Origin of the sequence: Acidovorax sp. 94 (assembly GCF_003634645.1) — a bacterium.
Lineage (GTDB): Bacteria > Pseudomonadota > Gammaproteobacteria > Burkholderiales > Burkholderiaceae_C > Acidovorax > Acidovorax facilis.
Window position 1 is genome coordinate 1,309,060 of sequence record NZ_RBJA01000001.1, and the last position, 19,338, is coordinate 1,328,397.

General features: G+C 62.1%; 20 protein-coding genes and 2 tRNA genes. 17 read left to right on the forward strand and 5 right to left on the reverse strand.

Translation table 11 applies throughout. The features are described 5' to 3' along the window. Positions 1-21: 21 nt before the first annotated feature. Both C8C94_RS06145 and C8C94_RS06150 read right to left on the reverse strand, forming a co-directional pair. Positions 22-615 (reverse strand): nucleotidyltransferase family protein, encoded by a 594-nt coding sequence (locus C8C94_RS06145; RefSeq protein ID WP_233573414.1) that lies wholly within the window; start codon positions 613-615, stop codon positions 22-24. A gap of 161 nt (positions 616-776) precedes the next feature. Further along, a complete protein-coding gene (locus C8C94_RS06150) occupies positions 777-1,973 on the reverse strand; it encodes an amino acid aminotransferase (protein ID WP_121420093.1) in 1,197 nt (398 codons plus the stop codon). A gap of 105 nt (positions 1,974-2,078) precedes the next feature. Here C8C94_RS06150 and uvrB point away from each other — a divergent pair, with 105 nt between their 5' ends. The 16 genes from uvrB (at position 2,079) to C8C94_RS06230 (ending at position 14,530) form a co-directional block, all read left to right on the forward strand. Next, positions 2,079-4,169 (forward strand): excinuclease ABC subunit UvrB, encoded by a 2,091-nt coding sequence (gene uvrB, locus C8C94_RS06155; RefSeq protein WP_121420094.1) that lies wholly within the window; start codon positions 2,079-2,081, stop codon positions 4,167-4,169. A gap of 242 nt (positions 4,170-4,411) precedes the next feature. Further along, the gene (gene iscR / locus C8C94_RS06160) at positions 4,412-4,948 is read left to right on the forward strand and encodes a Fe-S cluster assembly transcriptional regulator IscR (protein WP_008904778.1); all 537 of its coding nucleotides are present in this window, start codon (positions 4,412-4,414) and stop codon (positions 4,946-4,948) included. A 110-nt stretch (positions 4,949-5,058) separates the two neighbouring features. Beyond that, positions 5,059-6,279 (forward strand): IscS subfamily cysteine desulfurase, encoded by a 1,221-nt coding sequence (locus tag C8C94_RS06165; protein WP_121420095.1) that lies wholly within the window; start codon positions 5,059-5,061, stop codon positions 6,277-6,279. Positions 6,280-6,318: 39 nt separating this feature from the next. Then, positions 6,319-6,723 (forward strand): Fe-S cluster assembly scaffold IscU, encoded by a 405-nt coding sequence (iscU, locus tag C8C94_RS06170; RefSeq protein WP_121420096.1) that lies wholly within the window; start codon positions 6,319-6,321, stop codon positions 6,721-6,723. Positions 6,724-6,749: 26 nt separating this feature from the next. Continuing rightward, positions 6,750-7,073 carry an iron-sulfur cluster assembly protein IscA gene (iscA, locus tag C8C94_RS06175; RefSeq protein WP_008904781.1) on the forward strand — a complete coding sequence of 108 codons (324 nt, stop codon included), beginning with the start codon at positions 6,750-6,752 and terminating at the stop codon, positions 7,071-7,073. A gap of 87 nt (positions 7,074-7,160) precedes the next feature. Beyond that, positions 7,161-7,679: a Fe-S protein assembly co-chaperone HscB gene (gene hscB / locus C8C94_RS06180; RefSeq protein WP_121420097.1), complete on the forward strand. Its 519-nt coding sequence runs from the start codon at positions 7,161-7,163 to the stop codon at positions 7,677-7,679. Between the two features lie 80 nt (positions 7,680-7,759). Next, positions 7,760-9,631, forward strand: coding sequence for a Fe-S protein assembly chaperone HscA (hscA, locus tag C8C94_RS06185; protein ID WP_121420098.1), 1,872 nt, complete (start codon positions 7,760-7,762; stop codon positions 9,629-9,631). Positions 9,632-9,672: 41 nt separating this feature from the next. Next, positions 9,673-10,011, forward strand: a complete 339-nt coding sequence (gene fdx, locus C8C94_RS06190) for an ISC system 2Fe-2S type ferredoxin (protein WP_055395870.1) — start codon at positions 9,673-9,675, stop codon at positions 10,009-10,011. Continuing rightward, positions 10,011-10,724: a DNA polymerase III subunit epsilon gene (gene dnaQ, locus C8C94_RS06195; protein ID WP_121420099.1), complete on the forward strand. Its 714-nt coding sequence runs from the start codon at positions 10,011-10,013 to the stop codon at positions 10,722-10,724. Before fdx ends, dnaQ begins: the two co-directional genes overlap by 1 nt. A 37-nt stretch (positions 10,725-10,761) precedes the next feature. Then, positions 10,762-10,836 (forward strand) — tRNA-Val (locus C8C94_RS06200). 48 nt (positions 10,837-10,884) lie between these two features. Then, positions 10,885-10,959 (forward strand) — tRNA-Val (locus C8C94_RS06205). A gap of 187 nt (positions 10,960-11,146) precedes the next feature. Further along, on the forward strand, positions 11,147-12,184 hold the full coding sequence (locus tag C8C94_RS06210) for a histone deacetylase family protein (RefSeq protein WP_121420100.1): 1,038 nt from the start codon (positions 11,147-11,149) through the stop codon (positions 12,182-12,184). A gap of 29 nt (positions 12,185-12,213) precedes the next feature. Beyond that, positions 12,214-13,311 (forward strand): NAD(P)/FAD-dependent oxidoreductase, encoded by a 1,098-nt coding sequence (locus C8C94_RS06215; protein WP_121420101.1) that lies wholly within the window; start codon positions 12,214-12,216, stop codon positions 13,309-13,311. Positions 13,312-13,457: 146 nt separating this feature from the next. Further along, entirely contained in the window at positions 13,458-13,760 is a 303-nt protein-coding gene (locus C8C94_RS06220) for a DUF883 family protein (RefSeq protein ID WP_008904788.1), read from the forward strand. A 42-nt stretch (positions 13,761-13,802) separates the two neighbouring features. Next, positions 13,803-14,198, forward strand: coding sequence for a phage holin family protein (locus tag C8C94_RS06225; protein WP_055395878.1), 396 nt, complete (start codon positions 13,803-13,805; stop codon positions 14,196-14,198). Next, positions 14,198-14,530 carry a hypothetical protein gene (locus tag C8C94_RS06230; RefSeq protein WP_121420102.1) on the forward strand — a complete coding sequence of 111 codons (333 nt, stop codon included), beginning with the start codon at positions 14,198-14,200 and terminating at the stop codon, positions 14,528-14,530. The genes C8C94_RS06225 and C8C94_RS06230 overlap by 1 nt, the downstream gene beginning before the upstream one ends. Before the next feature lie 106 nt (positions 14,531-14,636). Here the strand turns inward: C8C94_RS06230 and C8C94_RS06235 are convergent, their stop codons facing one another. Then, positions 14,637-15,689 (reverse strand): quinone-dependent dihydroorotate dehydrogenase, encoded by a 1,053-nt coding sequence (locus tag C8C94_RS06235; protein WP_121420103.1) that lies wholly within the window; start codon positions 15,687-15,689, stop codon positions 14,637-14,639. Between the two features lie 37 nt (positions 15,690-15,726). On the opposite strand from C8C94_RS06235, the gene rpiA reads away from it, so the two are divergent. Continuing rightward, on the forward strand, positions 15,727-16,416 hold the full coding sequence (gene rpiA / locus C8C94_RS06240) for a ribose-5-phosphate isomerase RpiA (protein WP_121420104.1): 690 nt from the start codon (positions 15,727-15,729) through the stop codon (positions 16,414-16,416). Positions 16,417-16,511: 95 nt separating this feature from the next. Here rpiA and C8C94_RS06245 read toward each other — a convergent pair whose 3' ends face one another. Together C8C94_RS06245 and C8C94_RS06250 are read right to left on the reverse strand one after the other, a co-directional pair. Beyond that, on the reverse strand, positions 16,512-17,165 hold the full coding sequence (locus C8C94_RS06245; protein WP_370449741.1) for a DUF4124 domain-containing protein: 654 nt from the start codon (positions 17,163-17,165) through the stop codon (positions 16,512-16,514). A gap of 76 nt (positions 17,166-17,241) precedes the next feature. After that, a complete protein-coding gene (locus tag C8C94_RS06250) occupies positions 17,242-19,311 on the reverse strand; it encodes a M3 family metallopeptidase (protein WP_121420105.1) in 2,070 nt (689 codons plus the stop codon). Positions 19,312-19,338: the final 27 nt, after the last annotated feature.

A 19,338-nucleotide genomic window follows, 5' to 3' on the forward strand; every position in this document is an offset into this window, starting at 1 on the left:
AAAAATTGGCGGCTTTGCCGATCAGGCGGTGGCCCGGATCGTCAGCCACGGCCAGCGTTCTCGATAGCTTTCAGCCTTGGCCTGGAACAGCGGTAGATGCGGGCATGCGGCGTTGGGTTTGAGCAGTCCTGCGTACAGTTCTTCCAGCCCGTAGGGCGCGTACAGGGTGGACTCGTTGACGCTCAGGTTGTCAGCAGGTTGCAGCCCGACGCAGGTGCAGGGCACCAGAAAACGCTCGATCCCGTTGCGGGCTGATTGCAGTGGCGCATACGGGTAGCCAAACCAGCGTTCGTACCAGAGATGCACGCGGGCCTGGTTCTTGGCTTCCACGGTGATGGGCAGGTCGGCGAAGAGGGCGGCGACTTGGGCTTGCACCTGCTGCTCTGCCGATTCGGACAAGTCGTTGCCGTCGAAGTAGAACAGGTCGTAGTCCTTGATGTTCGCCGTGGGCGCCACGCCGGAGTGCAGATTCCACACCGTCTGGAACAGGCAACCCGCCACCAACCAGGCGTCGGGCAAGCCCAGAAAAGGCAAGCGCTCCAGAAGGGCCGCGTTGTGCGGGTTCTGGAGCGCTTCGCTCACAAAGCGGCGCTGAAGATCAGAAGCGTGAATCAAGGGGACTTCCACGGATCGCGCATCGCCACTGTCTTTCGAGCAAGCGCGACCGGCGCGAGGTAGCTGCGCAAGGGCCGCCCCGCCGCGCTGGCTGCGTCCCCCTTCCCGAATTGCGCAGCAAATCGAGAGAAAGGGGGAAGGCGCGTCAGCGACTCAGGGGGTTAGACCACTTTTGCAATCGCCTGGCAGACGTAGTCGATGTTCTTGCTGTTCAGGGCTGCCACACACATGCGGCCGGTGTCGGTACCGTACACGCCGAACTCATTGCGCAGGCGCACCATCTGGTCCTTGGACAGGCCGGAGTAGCTGAACATGCCGATCTGGGTGGTGATGAAGCTCATGTCTTGCTTCACACCCGCAGCCTTGAGACCGTCCACCAGCTTCTGGCGCATGGCCTTGATGCGCACGCGCATCTCGCCCAGTTCCTTCTCCCACATCGCGCGCAGCTCAGGGTTGTTCAGCACGGCAGCCACCACTGCGCCACCGTGGATGGGTGGGTTGGAGTAGTTGGTGCGGATCACGATCTTGAGCTGGCTCAGCACGCGCGAAGCTTCTTCCTTGTCGGCGCACAGCACGGACAGGCCGCCCACGCGCTCACCGTAGAGGCTGAAGCTCTTGCTGAACGAGGTAGAGACAAAGAAGTTGAGGCCTGCAGCCACGAACTTGCCGATCACGGCACCGTCTTCGGCGATGCCGTGGCCAAAGCCTTGGTAGGCCATGTCGAGGAAGGGCGTCAGGTCCTTGGCCTTGACGGCCGCAATCACTTGGTCCCACTGCTCGGGGGTGATGTCGTAGCCCGTGGGGTTGTGGCAGCAGGCGTGCAGCACAACGATGGTGCCGGGAGCTGCAGCGTTCAGGCTGGCGAGCATGCCTTCAAAGTTCACGCCACGCTTTTCCGCGTCGTAGTACGTGTAGGTATCGACTTCAAAACCGGCGTTGGTGAACAGTGCGCGGTGATTTTCCCAGCTGGGGTCGGAGATCAGCACCTTGGCATTGGGGCTGAGTTTCTTGAGGAAGTCAGCGCCGATCTTCAGGCCGCCCGTGCCACCCACCGCTTGCACGGTAGCCACGCGGCCCGAGGTGACGGGTTCGCTGTCCGCGCCGAACACCAAAGCCTTCACGGCGTTGTCGTAAGCCACGATGCCGTCGATGGGCAGGTAGCCACGGGCCGTGGGGGTGGACATCATGGTCTTTTCTGCCGCCTGCACGCATTGCAGCAGGGGCAGCTTGCCGTTGTCGTCGAAATAAACGCCGACGCCCAGGTTGACCTTGTTGGGTTTGGTGTCGGCGTTGAATTGCTCGTTGAGGCCCAGGATGGGGTCGCGGGGGGCCATTTCGACGGCGGTGAACAGAGACATGAAAATCCTTGAAAGGTTGTCAGTAGCGAAGAATCCGGGCGTGGTGTACTGTGCCGGGTTCGGCCGATTTTAACGGCCTGCCTCTACCAATCGTTGACCGCACCTATGCCGGATCTCACAGAAGTCATAACGGAAAAGCAAGACGGCGAGTTCGTCCATTTCCCCAACTCCCCCTTCGAACTGTTCCAGCCGTACCCACCGGCCGGCGACCAGCCCGAGGCCATCAACAAGCTGGTGGAAGGTTTGAACGATGGGGAAACCTTCCAGACGCTGCTGGGGGTGACGGGCTCTGGCAAGACCTTCACCATGGCCAATGTGATCGCCCGCATGGGGCGCCCGGCGATCATCTTCGCGCCCAACAAGACGCTGGCCGCGCAGCTGTACAGCGAGTTCCGCGAATTCTTCCCCAAGAACGCCGTGGAGTATTTCGTGAGCTACTACGACTACTACCAGCCCGAGGCGTATGTGCCGCAGCGCGACCTGTTCATCGAGAAGGACAGCGCCATCAACGAGCACATCGAGCAGATGCGGCTTTCGTGCACCAAGAGCCTCATGGAGCGTACGGATGTGGTCATCGTGGCCACGGTGTCGGCCATCTACGGCATCGGCGAGCCCGAGAGTTACCACCGCATGGTGATGACGCTGCGCACCGGTGACAAGCTGGGCCAGCGCGACGTAATCGCACAGCTGATACGCATGCAATACCAGCGCAATGAGGCTGATTTTTCGCGCGGCAAGTTCCGCGTGCGGGGCGACACCATTGATGTGTTTCCGGCCGAGCATTCCGAGCTGGCCGTGCGCATCGAGCTGTTTGACGACGAGATCGAGAGCCTGCAGCTGTTTGACCCGCTCACGGGCCGGGTTAAGCAGAAGATCCCGCGTTTCACGGTGTACCCGAGCAGCCACTACGTCACGCCACGCGACAAGGTGCTGGCAGCGGTGGAGACCATCAAGGTCGAACTGGCCGAGCGCCTCAAACAGTTGCTGGCCGACGGCAAGCTGGTGGAGGCGCAGCGGCTGGAGCAGCGCACGCGCTTTGACCTGGAGATGCTCAGCGAAGTAGGGCACTGCAAGGGCATCGAGAACTACACGCGCCACCTGTCGGGCGCCGCGCCCGGCGACCCGCCCAGCACGCTGACCGACTACATGCCCAAGAACGCTCTGATGTTCCTGGACGAAAGCCATCAGATGATCGGCCAGCTCAATGCCATGTACAGCGGCGACCGCTCGCGCAAGACCACGCTGGTCGAGTATGGCTTTCGCCTGCCCTCGGCGCTGGACAACAGGCCGCTCAAATTCGAGGAGTTCGAACAGCGTATGCGGCAGGTCATCTTTGTCACCGCCACGCCGGCAGACTACGAGCGCACACACTCCGGCCAGATCGTCGACCAGGTGGTGCGCCCCACCGGACTGGTGGACCCCGAGGTGGAAGTACGTCCCGCCACCCATCAGGTGGATGATGTGCTGCAAGAAATACGCATTCGTGTCGAAAAGCATGAGCGCGTACTCATTACTACACTTACCAAGCGCATGGCTGAACAGTTGACCGACTACCTGACGGACAACGGCGTGAAGGTGCGCTACCTGCACAGCGACGTGGACACGGTGGAGCGGGTGGAGATCATCCGCGACCTGCGCCTGGGCGCCTTTGACGTGCTGGTGGGCATCAACCTGCTGCGCGAAGGCCTGGATATTCCCGAAGTGTCCCTGGTGGCGATCCTGGATGCGGACAAGGAAGGCTTCCTGCGGGCCGAGCGCAGCCTGATCCAGACCATCGGCCGTGCGGCGCGGAACCTCAATGGCCGGGCCATCCTCTATGCGGACCGCATCACCGACTCCATGAAAAAAGCCATGGGCGAGACGGAACGTCGGCGCGTCAAGCAGATCGCACACAACGAGGCCCACGGAATCACGCCGCGCAGCATTGTCAAGCGGGTAAGAGACCTGATTGACGGGGTTTACAGCGAAAAGGCCGGTAAGGACGCAGAACGGCTGGAGCAGGAAGCCCTGCAGCGCGCCAAGGTGGAGGACATGTCAGAGAAAGACGTGGCGCGCGAGATCAAGCGGCTGGAAAAACTCATGCTGGAACACGCCCGCAATCTGGAGTTCGAGCAGGCCGCCCGGGTGCGCGACCAGCTCACGCGGCTCAAGGACCAGGCATTTGGTGCGCATGGCAATGATTCGGTGGCCTTGTAATGGGCGAGAGAACAATCGGAAATAACTATTGGGTCAATTAAAAACTAGTTGGTTTTTTAACCCGACAGATTCGATAGGGATTTGTGTTATACTCGCACAAAATACTCAAGAAAACAGCCCAGCGATGAAGGGCTCCGTGGCAGGCGACTGTTCGGAGTAAGGGGCGGAGACGGTGCCTTGCTGACCAACAGTCAGTGCAGGCGGTTTCTACAACGAACAAGCCTTAGCACAAGGAGCTTGCGATGCGTCTCACAACCAAAGGCCGTTTTGCGGTCACCGCCATGATTGATCTGGCCCTGCGCCAGAACAATGGCCCAGTCACCCTCGCGGCCATCAGCCAGCGCCAGCAGATCTCGCTGTCGTACCTGGAGCAGCTTTTCGGCAAGCTTCGCCGCCATGAACTGGTCGAATCGACCCGTGGCCCCGGTGGCGGTTATACCCTGGCCCGCAAGGCGGGCGACATCACCGTGGCCGACATCATTGTCTCGGTGGATGAGCCCATTGACGCCACACAGTGCGGTGGCAAGGAAAACTGCCTGGGCGAAGCTGGCCGCTGCATGACGCATGAGCTGTGGGCATCGCTCAACCAACGCATGGTCGAGTTTCTGGATTCCGTCACTCTGCAAAAGCTGGTGGACGAACAGATTGCCAAGGGCGTGCAGATCGAAGACAAGCCGGTGGTACGCCGTGCCATTTCGACGACCCCGGTGGTCAAGCCGATCCGCGTGAATGCTCCGAACTCCGTGTTCGCGCTGGGCAACGTTTTCGCCAAATCCTGATAGCCCAAGGGCTTGTGTCGACCCTGGGGTCGGCACCGCCCTGAACAGTTTTTGAACCCGTTTTTGTTTCTTATTGCGTTTGCCAGCCAGCAACCACTACTGAGCCAGCCATGGACATGACCCCGCACTTCCCCATCTATCTCGACTACGGCGCCACCACCCCCGTGGACCCCCGTGTGGTCGATGCCATGATTCCCTGGTTGCGTGAACACTTCGGCAACCCGGCGTCGCGCAGTCATGCCTGGGGCTGGGAGGCTGAAGAAGCGGTTGAAAAGGCGCGGGTGCAGGTGGCAGACTTGATCGGTGCGGACCCGCGTGAAATCGTGTGGACCAGCGGCGCTACCGAATCCATCAACCTGGCCTTGAAGGGTGCAGCGCACTTCTACAAAGGCAAGGGCAAGCACCTCATTACGCTCAAGACCGAGCACAAGGCCGTGCTGGACACCATGCGTGAGCTGGAGCGGCAGGGTTTTGAAGCCACTTATCTGGATGTGCAGGAAGACGGTCTGGTCAACATGGATGCCCTGAAGGCCGCCATCCGCCCCGATACGGTACTGATCAGCATCCTGTTCGTGAACAACGAAATCGGCGTGATCCAGGACATCCCTGCTATCGGCGCGCTGTGCCGTGAAAAGGGCATCCTGCTGCACGTGGATGCCGCCCAAGCCACAGGCCGGGTCGAAATCGACATGAACGTGCTGCCCATCGATCTGATGAGCATGACCGCGCACAAGACCTACGGACCCAAGGGCGTTGGCGCGCTGTATGTGCGACGCAAACCTCGTGTTCGGCTGGAAGCGCAGATGCACGGCGGTGGTCACGAGCGTGGCATGCGTTCGGGCACCTTGCCCACGCACCAGATCGTGGGCATGGGTGAAGCCTTTCGCATCGCCAAAGAAGAAATGGCCGAGAGCAATGCCAAGGCCCATGCCTTGCAGCAGCGCTTGCTCGATGGCTTGAAGGACATTGAACAGGTGTTCATCAACGGCAGCATGGAGCGCCGCGTGCCGCAGAACCTGAACATGAGCTTCAACTTCGTCGAAGGCGAATCGCTCATCATGGGCATCAAGGGCCTAGCGGTGTCGTCGGGTTCTGCCTGCACATCCGCCAGTCTGGAGCCCAGCTACGTGTTGCGCGCCCTGGGCCGCAGCGATGAGCTGGCGCACAGCAGCCTGCGGATGACCATCGGCCGTTTCACGACCGAAGAAGAGATCGACTACGCCATCTCCACCATCCGCGAGAACGTGGCCCGCCTGCGCGAATTGAGCCCACTGTGGGAGATGTACAAGGACGGCATCGACATCAGCACCATCCAGTGGGCTGCGCACTGATTTCCTGAAGATTTTGGAAGAATTGAAGAGGTACACATCATGGCTTACTCAGAAAAAGTGGTTGACCATTACGAAAACCCCCGCAATGTGGGTTCGTTCGACAAGGGCGACGATTCGGTGGGCACCGGCATGGTGGGCGCGCCCGCCTGCGGCGACGTGATGAAGCTGCAGATCAAGGTGAACCCCGAGACCGGCGTGATTGAAGACGCGCGCTTCAAGACCTACGGCTGTGGCTCGGCCATCGCCTCGTCTTCGCTGGTGACTGAATGGGTCAAGGGCAAAACGCTGGACGAAGCGGCAGCCCTCAAGAACAGCGAGATCGCTGAAGAGCTGGCCCTGCCGCCCGTCAAGATCCATTGCTCCATCCTGGCTGAAGATGCCATCAAGGCTGCTGTGCTCGACTACAAGACCAAGCACGCAGCCACTGCAACTGCCGCTGCCTGATTTGACAGATAAATAGATCGAGAGACATGGCCATTACGCTGACAGAAGCCGCTGCACGGCACGTCAACCGCTACTTGTCCCGCCGAGGCAAGGGCCTGGGAGTGCGCCTGGGAGTCAAGACGACCGGCTGCTCCGGGCTTGCCTACAAGCTCGAATATGTGGACGACAGCGAGCCTGAGGACATCGTGTTCGAGAACCACGGTGTCAAAGTGCTGATTGACCCCAAGAGCCTGGCCTACATCGACGGCACCGAGCTGGACTTTGTGCGCGAGGGTCTCAATGAAGGCTTCAAGTTCAACAACCCCAACGAGCGTGACCGCTGCGGTTGTGGGGAGAGTTTCCGCGTTTGATCACCAGCTGCTTTCGCGCCGTCGAACCGCCATCGCGTCGCGTGCTGGCGGTTTTTTCTTGGATTTCCGCATTCAGCCTACTAGCGCATGAACCTGCAATCTGACGACTTTGAATTGTTTGGCATTGCGCGCCGCTTTGCCCAGGAGCGCAGCGCCATCGATGCGCGCTGGAAGGAACTGCAGCGCGAAGCCCACCCCGACAAATTCGCGGCGCAGGGTGCGGCGGCGCAACGCGTGGCCATGCAGTGGTCCGTGCGCATCAACGAGGCTTACCAACGCCTGAAAGATCCAATGCGCCGTGCGGCCTACCTGTGCGAACTGCACGCAGCCCCCATCAATGCCGAGGACAACACGGCCATGCCCACTGCGTTTTTGATGCAGCAGATGGAGTGGCGCGAGGCTTTGGAAGATGCCCGCGCAGAGAGCGAACTCGACACCTTGGATGACGCTGTCGCGCAGGCCCGCAGCGCCGCGCTGGCGCAGTGCGAGCAACTCATCGACCAGCAGCAGGACTACGCGGGCGCGGCCCGCCAGGTCAGAGCCCTCATGTTCATTGCGCGATTTGCCGACGACATTGAACGACGCCGAGAGCAACTGGGACAATAGAGCGGTTTTGCCTTCCCCTTGGGGCCTCTATCGTTTGCTGATCTGACGGTAGGCTCCACCACGTTGAGACCCGAAATTTCATGGCGCTTTTGCAGATTTCCGAACCCGGCCAATCTCCCGACCCACACCAGCGGCGCATTGCCGTGGGCATTGACCTGGGCACGACCCATTCGTTGGTTGCCGCCGTGCGCAATGGCGTGGCAGAGTGCCTGCCCGACGCGCAGGGCAGGGTGCTGCTGCCCTCCGTTGTGCGCTACCTCGAAAACGGTGGTCGCCAGATCGGATATGACGCCGTGGCGGCGCAGGCCCAGGATGCGCGCAACACCATCGCCTCGGCCAAGCGCTTCATGGGGCGTGGCCTGAAAGACGTGGCGGAAGCGGGCAAGTTGCCCTACGACTTCGTGGTTGCTGCCGATAGTGACGAGGGCGGTATGGTCAGTCTCGCTACGGTGGATGGCAACAAGTCGCCCGTTGAGGTCAGCGCTGAGATTCTGGCCACGCTGCGCTACCGGGCCGAAGACACCTTCAACGACGATCTCTATGGCGCCGTCATCACCGTGCCGGCCTACTTTGACGACGCGCAGCGCCAGGCCACCAAGGATGCGGCCAAGCTTGCCGGTATTAACCTGCTGCGCCTGATCAACGAGCCCACCGCTGCCGCGATTGCCTATGGCCTGGACAACGCCAGCGAGGGGGTCTATGCCGTATACGACCTGGGCGGAGGCACCTTTGACATCTCGATCTTGCGCCTGACGCAGGGCGTGTTTGAAGTCATTTCCACGGGGGGTGACTCGGCCTTGGGCGGGGATGACTACGATGCCGCGCTGGCTGACTGGGTCCTGCAACAGCTAGGGCTGCAGGCGACCACTGCAGCCGACAAATCCGCCGTGCGCATGGCTGCACGCGCCTGCAAGGAGGCCTTGACTGCTACTGATTTGGCAGCATTCAGCGCCTTACTATCAAGCGCTGAGGCCCGATTTGACGTCAAACGGTCGGACTTTGAAGCGATCACAGCCGACTTGACGGCACGCTCCATGGCCGCAGTGCGCCGTGCGCTGCGTGATGCCCATCTGGCACGGGACGAGGTGCAAGGCGTGGTGATGGTGGGTGGTTCCACCCGCATGCCGCAAGTGCAGCGCGCCGTGGAGGAGTTCTTCGGCAAGCCGCCGCTGATCAACCTCAATCCCGATGAAGTCGTAGCCTTGGGCGCCGCCATCCAGGCTAACCAGCTGGCGGGCAACAACACCTCAGGTGATCTGCTGCTGCTCGATGTGATTCCGCTGTCGCTGGGCATCGAAACCATGGGCGGGCTGGTGGAGCGCATCGTGGCGCGCAACGAGACCATTCCCACCGCCAAGGCGCAGGACTTCACCACGTACAAGGATGGTCAGACCGCCTTGGCGATCCATGTGGTGCAGGGCGAACGCGACCTGGTGCAAGACTGCCGCAGCCTCGCGCGTTTTGAGCTGCGTGGCATCCCGCCCATGGCCGCAGGGGCTGCTCGCATCCGTGTGACCTTTACCGTCGACGCCGATGGACTTTTGAGTGTGAGTGCGAAGGAGCAGGGCAGCGGTGTGGAAGCGCGCATTGATGTGAAGCCGTCGTATGGTCTCTCCGATGACCAGATTGCGCGCATGCTGCAGGACGGGTTTGCCACTGCCGCGCAGGACATGAAGGCCCGCGCCGTGGTCGAGGCGCGCGTGGATGCCGACCGTATGCTGATCGCCACCCAGAGTGCGTTGGATGCGGATGGCGATGTGCTCAGCCCCAAGGAGCGCGCCGCCATCGATGCCTTGATGGTGGCCCTGCGCCACCAGCGCGATGCCGATGATGCCGCTGTCATCGAAGCCGCGACCGATGCACTGGCCAAAGGCACCGAAGGTTTTGCGGCCCAGCGCATGAATCGCGGCATCCAGCAGGCATTGGCTGGCAAGAACGTCGCGAGCCTCTGAGCGTGCCCGGCGCATCCCTCTGAACAAGAAAAAGACACCCCATGCCCGTCATCAAAATCCTCCCCCATCCCGAATACTGCCCCGCAGGCACTGAAATCACGGCGCCTGCTGGCACCTCGATCTGCGAAGCGCTGCTGGACAACCACATCAATATCGAGCACGCCTGTGACATGAGCTGCGCCTGCACCACCTGCCACGTCATCGTGCGCCAGGGGCTGAGTTCGCTCAACCAGGCCGAGGAAGAGGAAGAAGACCTGCTGGACCGCGCCTGGGGCCTGGAGCCACAATCGCGCCTGTCGTGCCAGGCCATCCTTGCGCAAACCGATGTGACCGTGGAAATTCCCAAGTACACGATCAACCACGCGAAGGAAAACCACTGATGTCCCGGCAAATTGTTTTGGACACTGAGACGACCGGCCTTTCGGCCGAAGGTGGTGACCGCATCATTGAACTGGGTTGTGTAGAGCTGCTCAACCGCAAGCTCACCGGCAACAACCTGCACCTGTACTTCAACCCCGGCCGCGACAGCCACGAAGACGCGCTGAAGGTGCACGGCATCAGCAACGAGTTCCTGAAGGACAAGCCCAAGTTCGCCGAGGTGGTGGATGACATCCTGCGGTACCTGCAAGGTGCCGAGATCATCATCCACAACGCCGCGTTCGATGTGGGCTTTCTGAACAAGGAGCTGGAACTGGTGGGGCGTCCCGCGTTTCGCACCTATGTGGAGAGCGTGACCGACACGCTGGCCATGGCCAAGGAGATGTACCCGGGCAAGCGCAATTCGCTCGACGCTCTGTGCGACCGCCTGGGTGTGGACAACTCGGGCCGCACGCTGCATGGCGCCTTGCTGGATGCCGAGCTGCTGGCCGATGTGTACATCAATCTCACGCGCGGCCAGGATGCCCTGCTGATTTCCGACGATGCGCAGGACAGTGGCGATGGCCTGAAGATCGCAGCCATCGACCTGCGCGGATTGAACTTGCCCATCCTGCATGCCAGTGAGCAGGAACAGGTGGCCCACGCGGAGCTGCTGGCGCAGATCGACAAGGCCAGTGGTGGCAAAACAATTTGGAGAACTGTCCAGGCGGCCTGAAAAGCTGTGCCATAATAGAAGGCTGTCACAGAGACACGGGTGATTAGCTCAGCGGTAGAGCACTGCCTTCACACGGCAGGGGTCACATGTTCGATCCATGTATCACCCACCACGCTTTTTGACTTCTTGCGAATGCACTCTGTTTCAGGGTGCCTACGTCGGGTGATTAGCTCAGCGGTAGAGCACTGCCTTCACACGGCAGGGGTCACATGTTCGATCCATGTATCACCCACCAATTTGAAAACCCCTGCAGATTTTGGTCTGCAGGGGTTTTTTCATGGGCGTTTGCATGGGCAGCTGTTTCGCCTCCTGCACGCCGCAGGGAGGCTAAAGTGTCGGACTTGATTCCACGGCGGTTGCATTTCCTGGGACCGCACTCGCTGTCCTCTAGCCCCTTTGCCGCTATCGATACGCCCTGACCCATGATCACCTTCCACAATCCGTTTCACCAGGGTCACGCCCCCGTCCATGAATTTTTTCGCGGCGAACGCGTGCCGTGTTTTGAGAAGCCTGCACGCGTGAACTATGTCGAAGAGGCGCTGCGGGCGCGCGGCCATGGCCTGATGGCCCCGGATGTGGATAGCGCCCCCGTGTTGTCTCAGGTGCACGCGCCACGCTATTTGGCCTTTTTGCAGACCGCTTGGCAGCATTGGCTGGCCCTCGATCCTGCCAACGCTGGAGTGCAGCCATTCCCGTCGGTCTGGCCCGTGCGTACCCTGCGCAGTGATCTGGAGCCTGAGAATTTTGTGGCACGCCTGGGCCTGTACTCCATGGACAACGGCACGCCCATGGCGTCGGGTACCTGGGCTGCAGCCAAGGCGGGGGCCGATGCTGCCGCCAGCGCTGCGACCCTTGTGGCGCAAGGGGCCCGCGTGGCGTTTTGCTGCACACGGCCGCCCGGCCACCATGCCGGCCCCGACTTCATGGGCGGCTATTGTTTTCTCAACAATGCTGCCGTGGCCGCACAGGTGCTGCGCAACCAGGGTGCACAGCGTGTGGCGTTGCTTGATGTGGACTACCACCATGGCAACGGCACACAAAGCATCTTCTACGATCGGGCCGATGTGCTGTTCATCAGCATCCATGGCGATCCCCGCACCGAGTACCCGTTTTATCTGGGCCATGCGGACGAAACCGGGGTGGGCGAGGGCGCGGGATTCAATCTGAACCTGCCGCTGCCTGCAGGCACCAGTGCGACGACCTGGTTCGATGCGCTGGAAAGCGCCTGTGCGCGTATTGCCAGCCAGGGGGCCGACGCCCTGGTGGTCTCCCTCGGGCTCGATACCTTTGAAGGCGATCCCATCTCGAAGTTTGCGCTGGCGTCCGCCGATTTCACCCGGGTGGGTGAGCGCCTTGCACGGGCGGGCCTGCCCACCGTCTTTGTGCTGGAAGGTGGCTATGCGGCTGCAGAACTGGGCACCAACGCCGTCAATGTGCTCGACGGATTCGAGCAGGTTTGAGGATGCGGTGCCTATTGGAGGGCTGAGTGATGGCGGATGCTGTTGATTGTGTGGTGGTTGGTGCGGGTGTCGTGGGCCTTGCCGTCGCGCGGGCGCTGGCCCTGCAGGGCCGCGAAGTGATGGTGCTGGAGTCTGCCGATGCCATCGGAACGGGTATCAGCTCGCGCAACAGCGAGGTGATCCATGCTGGGCTCTACTACCCTACCGATTCGTTGAAGGCCAAGCTGTGCGTGCGAGGCCGAGACATGCTGTATGCCTACTGCACTGAGCGCAATGTGCCTCACCGCCGGTGCGGCAAACTCCTGGTTGCAACCTCGCCGGGCCAGTTGTCAAGTCTTGAGTCCATCCAGGCGAGGGCGCTAGCCAATGGCGTGCTAGATTTGCGCTGGCTGGGCCGCCATGAAGCCCAGGCCATGGAACCTGCGCTGGAATGTGTTGCGGGGTTGTTTTCGCCCAGCACCGGCATTGTGGACAGCCATGCCCTGATGCTCGCGCTCCAGGGCGATCTGGAGCATGCGGGCGGACTTGTTGCTCTGAATTCGCCCCTGGCGCTTGCGGAATGTGCGCAAGATGCTATTAATTTGGAAGCATTCGACGGCACACGCTTGCGAGCGCGCACGGTGGTCAATGCAGCAGGGCTGCACGCCCCCGGGCTGGCCCGCCGATTCGCGGGGCTGGGGGTGGATCATGTGCCCCATGCCCGCTATGCCAAAGGCAGCTATTTCACGCTGTCTGGCAAGGCACCCTTCAGCCGCTTGATCTACCCTGTGCCCGAGGCCGCAGGCCTGGGCGTGCATCTGACACTGGACCTGGGTGGGCAGGCCAAGTTCGGCCCCGACGTGCAGTGGGTGGATTCGCCAGATGACCTGTTGGTAGACCCCGCACGCGGAGATGCGTTTTACGCCGAGGTCCGCAAGTACTGGCCCGCACTGCGCGACGGGGCGCTGGCACCCGGCTATGCGGGCATGCGACCCAAGATCCATGGGCCGGATGAGCCGGCAGCGGACTTTGTGATCCAGGGGCCGTCAGTCCATGGCATCCCCGGTCTCGTGAACCTGTTTGGCATTGAGTCCCCGGGGTTGACAAGTTCTCTGGCGATTGCAGAACATGTGGCCGCACTCGTTTGATCTGGGGCAAGCCATTTGCAATCGGTAACCTCTTGAGACCCCGTCCTACGAAGGGGAACAGAGCGGATGACTAAGATGAACTGGTGTTCTGCACGGCTCTGCCGACAGGGCTGACTGATTTTTTTGTTGCTTAAAGAAAGGCTTGTATGACTGCTTCCGACACCACCACGACCCAGGGCGAACTGGAAAAGCTGGTTTCTGATCTGCGGGGGCTCCTGGCCAACAAAGATCTCGATGCGGTTCCGGAAATCAAGCTGCTGCGCCAGCGCCTTGACGATGGCATGCACAACGTGCGCGAGTCGGCCGTGCGTGCGGCGCAAGATGCCGCCCGCCAGGCCAAAGAAGCGGCACTTGCGGCCGACCGCTATGCGCATGATGAACCATGGCGCGTGGCCGGGGCCGCACTGGCGGTGGGCGCGCTGGTGGGCTTCCTGCTTGCACGCCGCTGATCCGGGCCGTCAGGGCTCGGTTGCACAACACGGGGGCTGCGCATGAACTGGCTTTCTCTTCTGGGGCTGGAGTCGCTGGTGGCCCGGTGGCGCGCCAATGTGATCGAAGGCGCCATTGCGGCCGAAGACCGGATGGACCTCGCCCGTCTGGAATGGCAGGATCAGAAACAACGCCTGCAGCAGATGCTGGTGTTGACCATCGTGGTGGCAGGGCTCACGGTGGTGGCCTTGATCATGCTTTCGTTGGCGGTGCTGGTTCATTTCTGGGATACCCCCCATCGCACGCTAGTGGCCTGGTTGGTCGCGGCCGTGTGGACTGTGGGATGGGCCGCGACGCTGATGTCGCTGGTTTCCGTGGTTCAGAAGGCGGGCAATGGCTTCGCCCTCACGCGCCGCGAACTCGCACAGGACTGGCGTGACATCAAGGAGCGTTTGTAATGGCGACGACCCCTTCATCTCCATCTCCCATGTCGCAGCCTGTGTTTCCCCCGCCGACGGCTGCCCAGCAGCGGGTGCTGGACCGCATTGCCCTGCAACGCGAACGTCTTCGCGCTCGCAGGGCTGCGCGGGCCCAGTCGCTGGCCTTGGCGCAGCGTGACCCTGGGGCAGGCGGCATGGACGAATCCATGGCGCTTCGCGCTGCAGGGTTTGCGCGGGAGCATCCCCTGGCGGTTGCGGCCATGGCAGGGGTTGCCTTGGTGGCAGGGCCGCGCCGCCTGATTCGTTGGGCGGGTGTGTTGCTGCCCATGTTGATGCGGCTGCGGCGCTAGGCCGGTGCTGCACGCACCTGCGCAAGGCGGCCTGCCTCTCGCAAACACAAAGAGCCGCTGATCACAGCGGCTCTTTGTGTTTCCGGTTCAGCGGGGCGACCTGGACTCAACCCATGGCTTTGATGGCCTTTGCGGCCTTCACCACCAAAGCGGGGCCTTCGTAGATCAGTCCGGTATAGATCTGCACCACGTCGGCGCCCGCGCGGACTTTGCTGACGGCATCCTCTGCGCTCATGATGCCGCCCACACCGATGATGGGAAAGCGACTGGCCAGTGCGGCCCGCAACTGGCGGATGACCTGGTTGCTGGCCTCCAGAACCGGGGCTCCGCTCAGGCCACCAGTCTCTCCTGCGTGGCGCAGGCCTTGCACGGCAGTGCGGCTGATGGTGGTGTTGGTCGCGATCACGCCGTCCATCCCGTGGCGTTGCAGTGTGGCTGCGATCACAGACACCTGGGCTTCGTCGAGGTCGGGGGCAATCTTCACAAACACCGGCACGCGGCGGCCATGCTGTGTGGCCAGGGCCTCACGCCGCTCGGCGATGGCACCCAGCAGAGCGTCCAGGGCAGCGTCGCTTTGCAGAGCGCGCAGGTTCTGGGTGTTGGGTGAGCTGATGTTGACTGTGACGTAGTCAGCGTGGGCATAGACGCCCTCCAGGCAGGTCAGGTAGTCGCTGGTGGCATTCTCGATGGGGGTGGTGGCGTTCTTTCCGATGTTGAGGCCCAGCAGCAGGGGATTTTTGCGGTTTTGGGTGCGAAATTGCGCCTGCTGCACGTTGTGCAGGAAGGCGTCCAGGCCCTCGTTGTTGAAGCCCAGGCGGTTGATCAGCGCCCGGGCTTCGGGCAGGCGGAACATGCGCGGCTTGGGGTTGCCGGGCTGCGCCTTGGGCGTCACCGTGCCCACTTCGACAAAGCCGAAGCCCATGGCACCCAGGGCGTCAATGCAGCGGGCGTTCTTGTCCAGGCCTGCCGCCATACCCACGCGGTTGGGAAAGGTCAGGCCTGCCAGTTCCACGGGGTCGTCCACGGTTTCGTTGCACCAGGCCCACTGCAGCGGAGTGCGCTGCCCGCGTGCCAGCATGTCCATGGTGAGTTCGTGGGCGGTCTCGGCATCCATGCCAAAGAGAAAGGGGCGGGTGAGGGCGTAGGGGATCAGGGACATGGAGGGATAATTCAAGGATTACCCCTGATTTTCTCCCATGACGACCACTCCTTCCCTGACCCAAGACGAACTCAAGACCCTGGTAGGCCAAGCCGCACTGCAATATGTGGTGCCTGGCGAGATTGTGGGCGTAGGCACCGGCTCCACCGTCAACAAGTTCATTGACGCACTGGCCACCATCAAGGACAAGATCAAGGGTGCTGTCTCCAGCTCGGTGGCCAGCACGGAGCGGCTCAAGGCGCTCGGTATTCCAGTGTTTGATGCCAACGAAGTGGCTTCGCTTGCGGTCTACATCGACGGTGCCGACGAGATCGATGGCAAAGGCCATATGGTCAAGGGCGGTGGCGCTGCGCTGACGCGCGAGAAGATCGTCGCGGCACTGGCCACGCGTTTTGTGTGTATTGCCGATGAATCCAAGCTGGTCCAGGCGCTGGGGCAGTTTCCCTTGCCGGTCGAGGTGATCCCCATGGCTGCCAACCACATTGCACGGCGTTTTGCGGCGATGGGGGGGCAGGCGCAGCTGCGGATGCGGGATGGGCAACCCCTGGTGACCGACAACGGTCAACACATCCTGGATGTCCGTGGGCTCTCGATCACGGACCCGTTGGCGTTTGAATCCGACATCAACCAGTGGCCGGGGGTGGTGACGGTGGGGGTTTTTGCCCACCAGAAGGCGTCTGTCTGCCTGTTGGGCACCGCACAGGGTGTGAAAACGCTCACCTACTGAGCATGAACTCCTGAGCAGTTTTTCCGGCAAAGAAAAAGGGGCCTGAATAGGCCCCTTTGTTTTGGCAGTTGGCCGCGCGTTCCCGCACTCCGAGATCAGAACCGGATACCTGCGGGATTGCTGGGTGATGGCCCATCATTGACAGGTGCGGGCGGGCGCGCCCTGGACGGTGCTGCGGGCGCTGGGGCCGAGGCCGCTGCTGCAGGTTCTGCCGCCTTGACGGCCACCAATGGCGTGGGCGCTGGCTGGCGGTAGTTTCGGGGCAGTGCGGATTGTTTCGGGTAACCCGCAGCGTCCAGATACTGTACCCATTCCCCTTCGGAAAAGCCTGCGAGCTGCTGGCCGCCGATGGTGCCGAAGGGCAGGCCGGTACCGCCACTCAACCTTTGAAACGCCGCTATGTCTTCGTTGCTGGACACGGTGCGCTCGGTGAACGGGACACCCCGTGACGTGAGCAGGTTGCGCGCGGAGGTGCAGGGCGGGCAGTCGTTGCCGGTGTAGAGAGTGACCGGAAAGCGGTTGGCAACCTGGCGCAGCTCGTAGGGCAGCGCGCCGTTGGCAATAGCGGGCGTCTCGTTGGCCGTGCGGGCGGGCTGCGCGTTGGCATTGGCGTCGGCGGGAGGTCGGTCCGAAAACGTCACTTTGCCATCCGGGCCGACGATGCGGTAGACGCCTTGTGCTTGCACGCTGGCGCAGGCCAGTGTCATCAGCAAAGTCGCCAACAGGGGGGCGGTCAGTGGCTTGTGCATGTTCATTCTCCTTGCTCCTTCTTTGTCGTCAGGCCTGGGTGCAACGTGTGCATTTCAGGCCGTGGGTTCGGTTCGCTCAGGCAGTCGATTCTTCCGCCATGCCCTGGTGGCGCAGCAGGGCTTCCAGGCTGGGCTCGCGGCCCCGGAAGGCCTTGAACGATTCCATCGCAGGGCGGCTGCCACCGGCTTCCAGGATGGCCTGGCGGTAGCGGCGACCCGTTTCTATACTCGGCAGACCGTCGCTTCCAGCGGTTTCCTCGAAGGCTGCGTAGGCGTCTGCACTCAGTACCTCGGCCCATTTGTAGCTGTAGTAGCCAGCGGCATACCCGCCCGCAAAGATATGGCTGAAGGTGTGTGCCGTGCGGCTGAATGCCGGGGGCTGCAGCACGGCCACTTCGCGGCGCACCTGGTCCAGCAGAGGCATGATGTCCTGGGCCGGGTCGTGTTCGGTGTGCAGCAGCATGTCGAACAGCGAGAACTCAATCTGTCGCAGCGTCTGCATGCCGCTCTGGTAGTTCTTGGCGGCAATCATCTTGTCGAACAGCGCGCGGGGCAGGGGCTCGCCCGTGTCCACATGGGCCGTCATGTGCTTGAGCACATCCCATTCCCAGCAGAAGTTCTCCATGAACTGGCTGGGCAGCTCCACCGCGTCCCACTCCACGCCGCCAATGCCCGAGACGTCGCGCTCGTTCACCTGGGTGAGCATGTGGTGCAAGCCGTGGCCGAACTCGTGGAAGAGGGTGATCACGTCGTCGTGAGTGAGCAGCGGTGGCTTGCCGTCCACGCCGCTGGCGAAGTTGCACACCAGGTGCGCCACCGGGGTTTGCAGCACACCCGTGTCGGGGCGCAGCCAGCGTGTGCGCACATCGTCCATCCATGCGCCGCCGCGTTTGCCGGTGCGTGCAGGTTGGTCGAGGTAGAACTGGCCCACCAGCTGGGTGCCCTTATGGGCGCCCTCCGGGTGCGTGCGCTCAATGCGGTAGAACTCAACGGCTGGGTGCCAGACGGCGGCCGTGTCGCGCCGGATGGACACTTCGAACAGGGTTTCGATGATCTTGAACAGGCCTGCCAGCACCTTGGGCGCCGTGAAGTACTTCTTGACCTCCTGCTCGCTGAAGGCGTAGCGCGCTTCCTTGAGCTTTTCGGAAATGTAGGGCCAGTCCCAGGCCTGCGGATTGGCCAGGCCCAGGTGTTCGGCGGCAAACGCGCGCAGGTCGGCGATGTCCTTCTCGGCGTAAGGGCGGGCGCGTCGGGCCAGATCACGCAGGAAGGTGATCACCTGCACCGGTGATTGGGCCATCTTTGGTACCACGGACACTTCCCCAAAATTGGCGTAGCCCAGCAGTTGGGCCTCTTCGCGGCGCAGTGCCAGGATTTCGCTGATCAGCGCTGTGTTGTCGAATTTGCGTGCATCGCCCTCAGCCTGGTCGGAGGCACGGGTCACATAGGCGCGGTAGAGCTTCTCGCGCAGGTCGCTGCGCGCGGCAAACTGCATGACCGGCAGGTAGCAGGGCATCTTCAGGGTGAGCTTGTAGCCTTCCTTGCCGTCTGCCTGTGCTGCGGCCAGCGCGGCCTGTTGGACATCGTCTGGAATGCCATCGAGCTCTTCGGCCGTGGCGTAGTAAGCGTAGGCGTCGGTGGCATCGAGGGCGTTTTCGCTGAACTTCTGGCTCAGCTCGGCCTGGCGTTCCTGGATCTGCGCAAAACGCTCCTTGGCGGCACCGGTCAGCTCCGCGCCACTCAACACAAAGTTGCGCACTGCGTTCAGGTGTGCCTGCCGCTGCTCTGCAGTCAGGGTAGCGGGGTCGATGGCCTTGTACTTGGCGTACAGGCGTTCATCGGCACCCAGGCGCGTCCAGAACTCGGTGACCTTGGGCAAGGCGGCGTTGTAGGCTGCGCGCAGTTCAGGGGTGTCGGCCACGCTGTTGAGGTGGCTGATGCTGCCCCAGGCGGTGCCCAGCCGTTCGGTGGCCACATCCAGCACTTTCGCAATCGCATCCCAGCGGGCTGGAAAGTCGGGTGCGGTGACGGTCTCCAGCGCGGCATTGGCACGCTCCAGCAGAACATCCACGGCAGGCGCCACGTCCTGCGGTGTGATGCGGTCGAAATGGGGGAGGTCCGAGAAGTCGAGAAGGGCGTTGCTCATGCGAAATCAGATGGCGCCATATGGCGC

Excerpts from the sequence above, each read along its gene's own strand:
- iscA (WP_008904781.1), top strand. The coding sequence starts at position 6,750 with ATGGCCATTACGCTGACAGAAGCCGCTGCACGGCACGTCAACCGCTAC.
- C8C94_RS06220 (WP_008904788.1), top strand. The coding sequence starts at position 13,458 with ATGACTGCTTCCGACACCACCACGACCCAGGGCGAACTGGAAAAGCTG.
- C8C94_RS06215 (WP_121420101.1), top strand. The coding sequence starts at position 12,214 with ATGGCGGATGCTGTTGATTGTGTGGTGGTTGGTGCGGGTGTCGTGGGC.
- C8C94_RS06150 (WP_121420093.1), bottom strand. The coding sequence starts at position 1,973 with ATGTCTCTGTTCACCGCCGTCGAAATGGCCCCCCGCGACCCCATCCTG.
- C8C94_RS06230 (WP_121420102.1), top strand. The coding sequence starts at position 14,198 with ATGGCGACGACCCCTTCATCTCCATCTCCCATGTCGCAGCCTGTGTTT.
- C8C94_RS06210 (WP_121420100.1), top strand. The coding sequence starts at position 11,147 with ATGATCACCTTCCACAATCCGTTTCACCAGGGTCACGCCCCCGTCCAT.
- C8C94_RS06225 (WP_055395878.1), top strand. The coding sequence starts at position 13,803 with ATGAACTGGCTTTCTCTTCTGGGGCTGGAGTCGCTGGTGGCCCGGTGG.
- hscB (WP_121420097.1), top strand. The coding sequence starts at position 7,161 with ATGAACCTGCAATCTGACGACTTTGAATTGTTTGGCATTGCGCGCCGC.
- C8C94_RS06165 (WP_121420095.1), top strand. The coding sequence starts at position 5,059 with ATGGACATGACCCCGCACTTCCCCATCTATCTCGACTACGGCGCCACC.
- hscA (WP_121420098.1), top strand. The coding sequence starts at position 7,760 with ATGGCGCTTTTGCAGATTTCCGAACCCGGCCAATCTCCCGACCCACAC.
- iscU (WP_121420096.1), top strand. The coding sequence starts at position 6,319 with ATGGCTTACTCAGAAAAAGTGGTTGACCATTACGAAAACCCCCGCAAT.
- iscR (WP_008904778.1), top strand. The coding sequence starts at position 4,412 with ATGCGTCTCACAACCAAAGGCCGTTTTGCGGTCACCGCCATGATTGAT.
- C8C94_RS06250 (WP_121420105.1), bottom strand. The coding sequence starts at position 19,311 with ATGAGCAACGCCCTTCTCGACTTCTCGGACCTCCCCCATTTCGACCGC.
- rpiA (WP_121420104.1), top strand. The coding sequence starts at position 15,727 with ATGACGACCACTCCTTCCCTGACCCAAGACGAACTCAAGACCCTGGTA.
- C8C94_RS06245 (WP_370449741.1), bottom strand. The coding sequence starts at position 17,165 with ATGCACAAGCCACTGACCGCCCCCCTGTTGGCGACTTTGCTGATGACA.
- C8C94_RS06235 (WP_121420103.1), bottom strand. The coding sequence starts at position 15,689 with ATGTCCCTGATCCCCTACGCCCTCACCCGCCCCTTTCTCTTTGGCATG.
- dnaQ (WP_121420099.1), top strand. The coding sequence starts at position 10,011 with ATGTCCCGGCAAATTGTTTTGGACACTGAGACGACCGGCCTTTCGGCC.
- fdx (WP_055395870.1), top strand. The coding sequence starts at position 9,673 with ATGCCCGTCATCAAAATCCTCCCCCATCCCGAATACTGCCCCGCAGGC.
- uvrB (WP_121420094.1), top strand. The coding sequence starts at position 2,079 with ATGCCGGATCTCACAGAAGTCATAACGGAAAAGCAAGACGGCGAGTTC.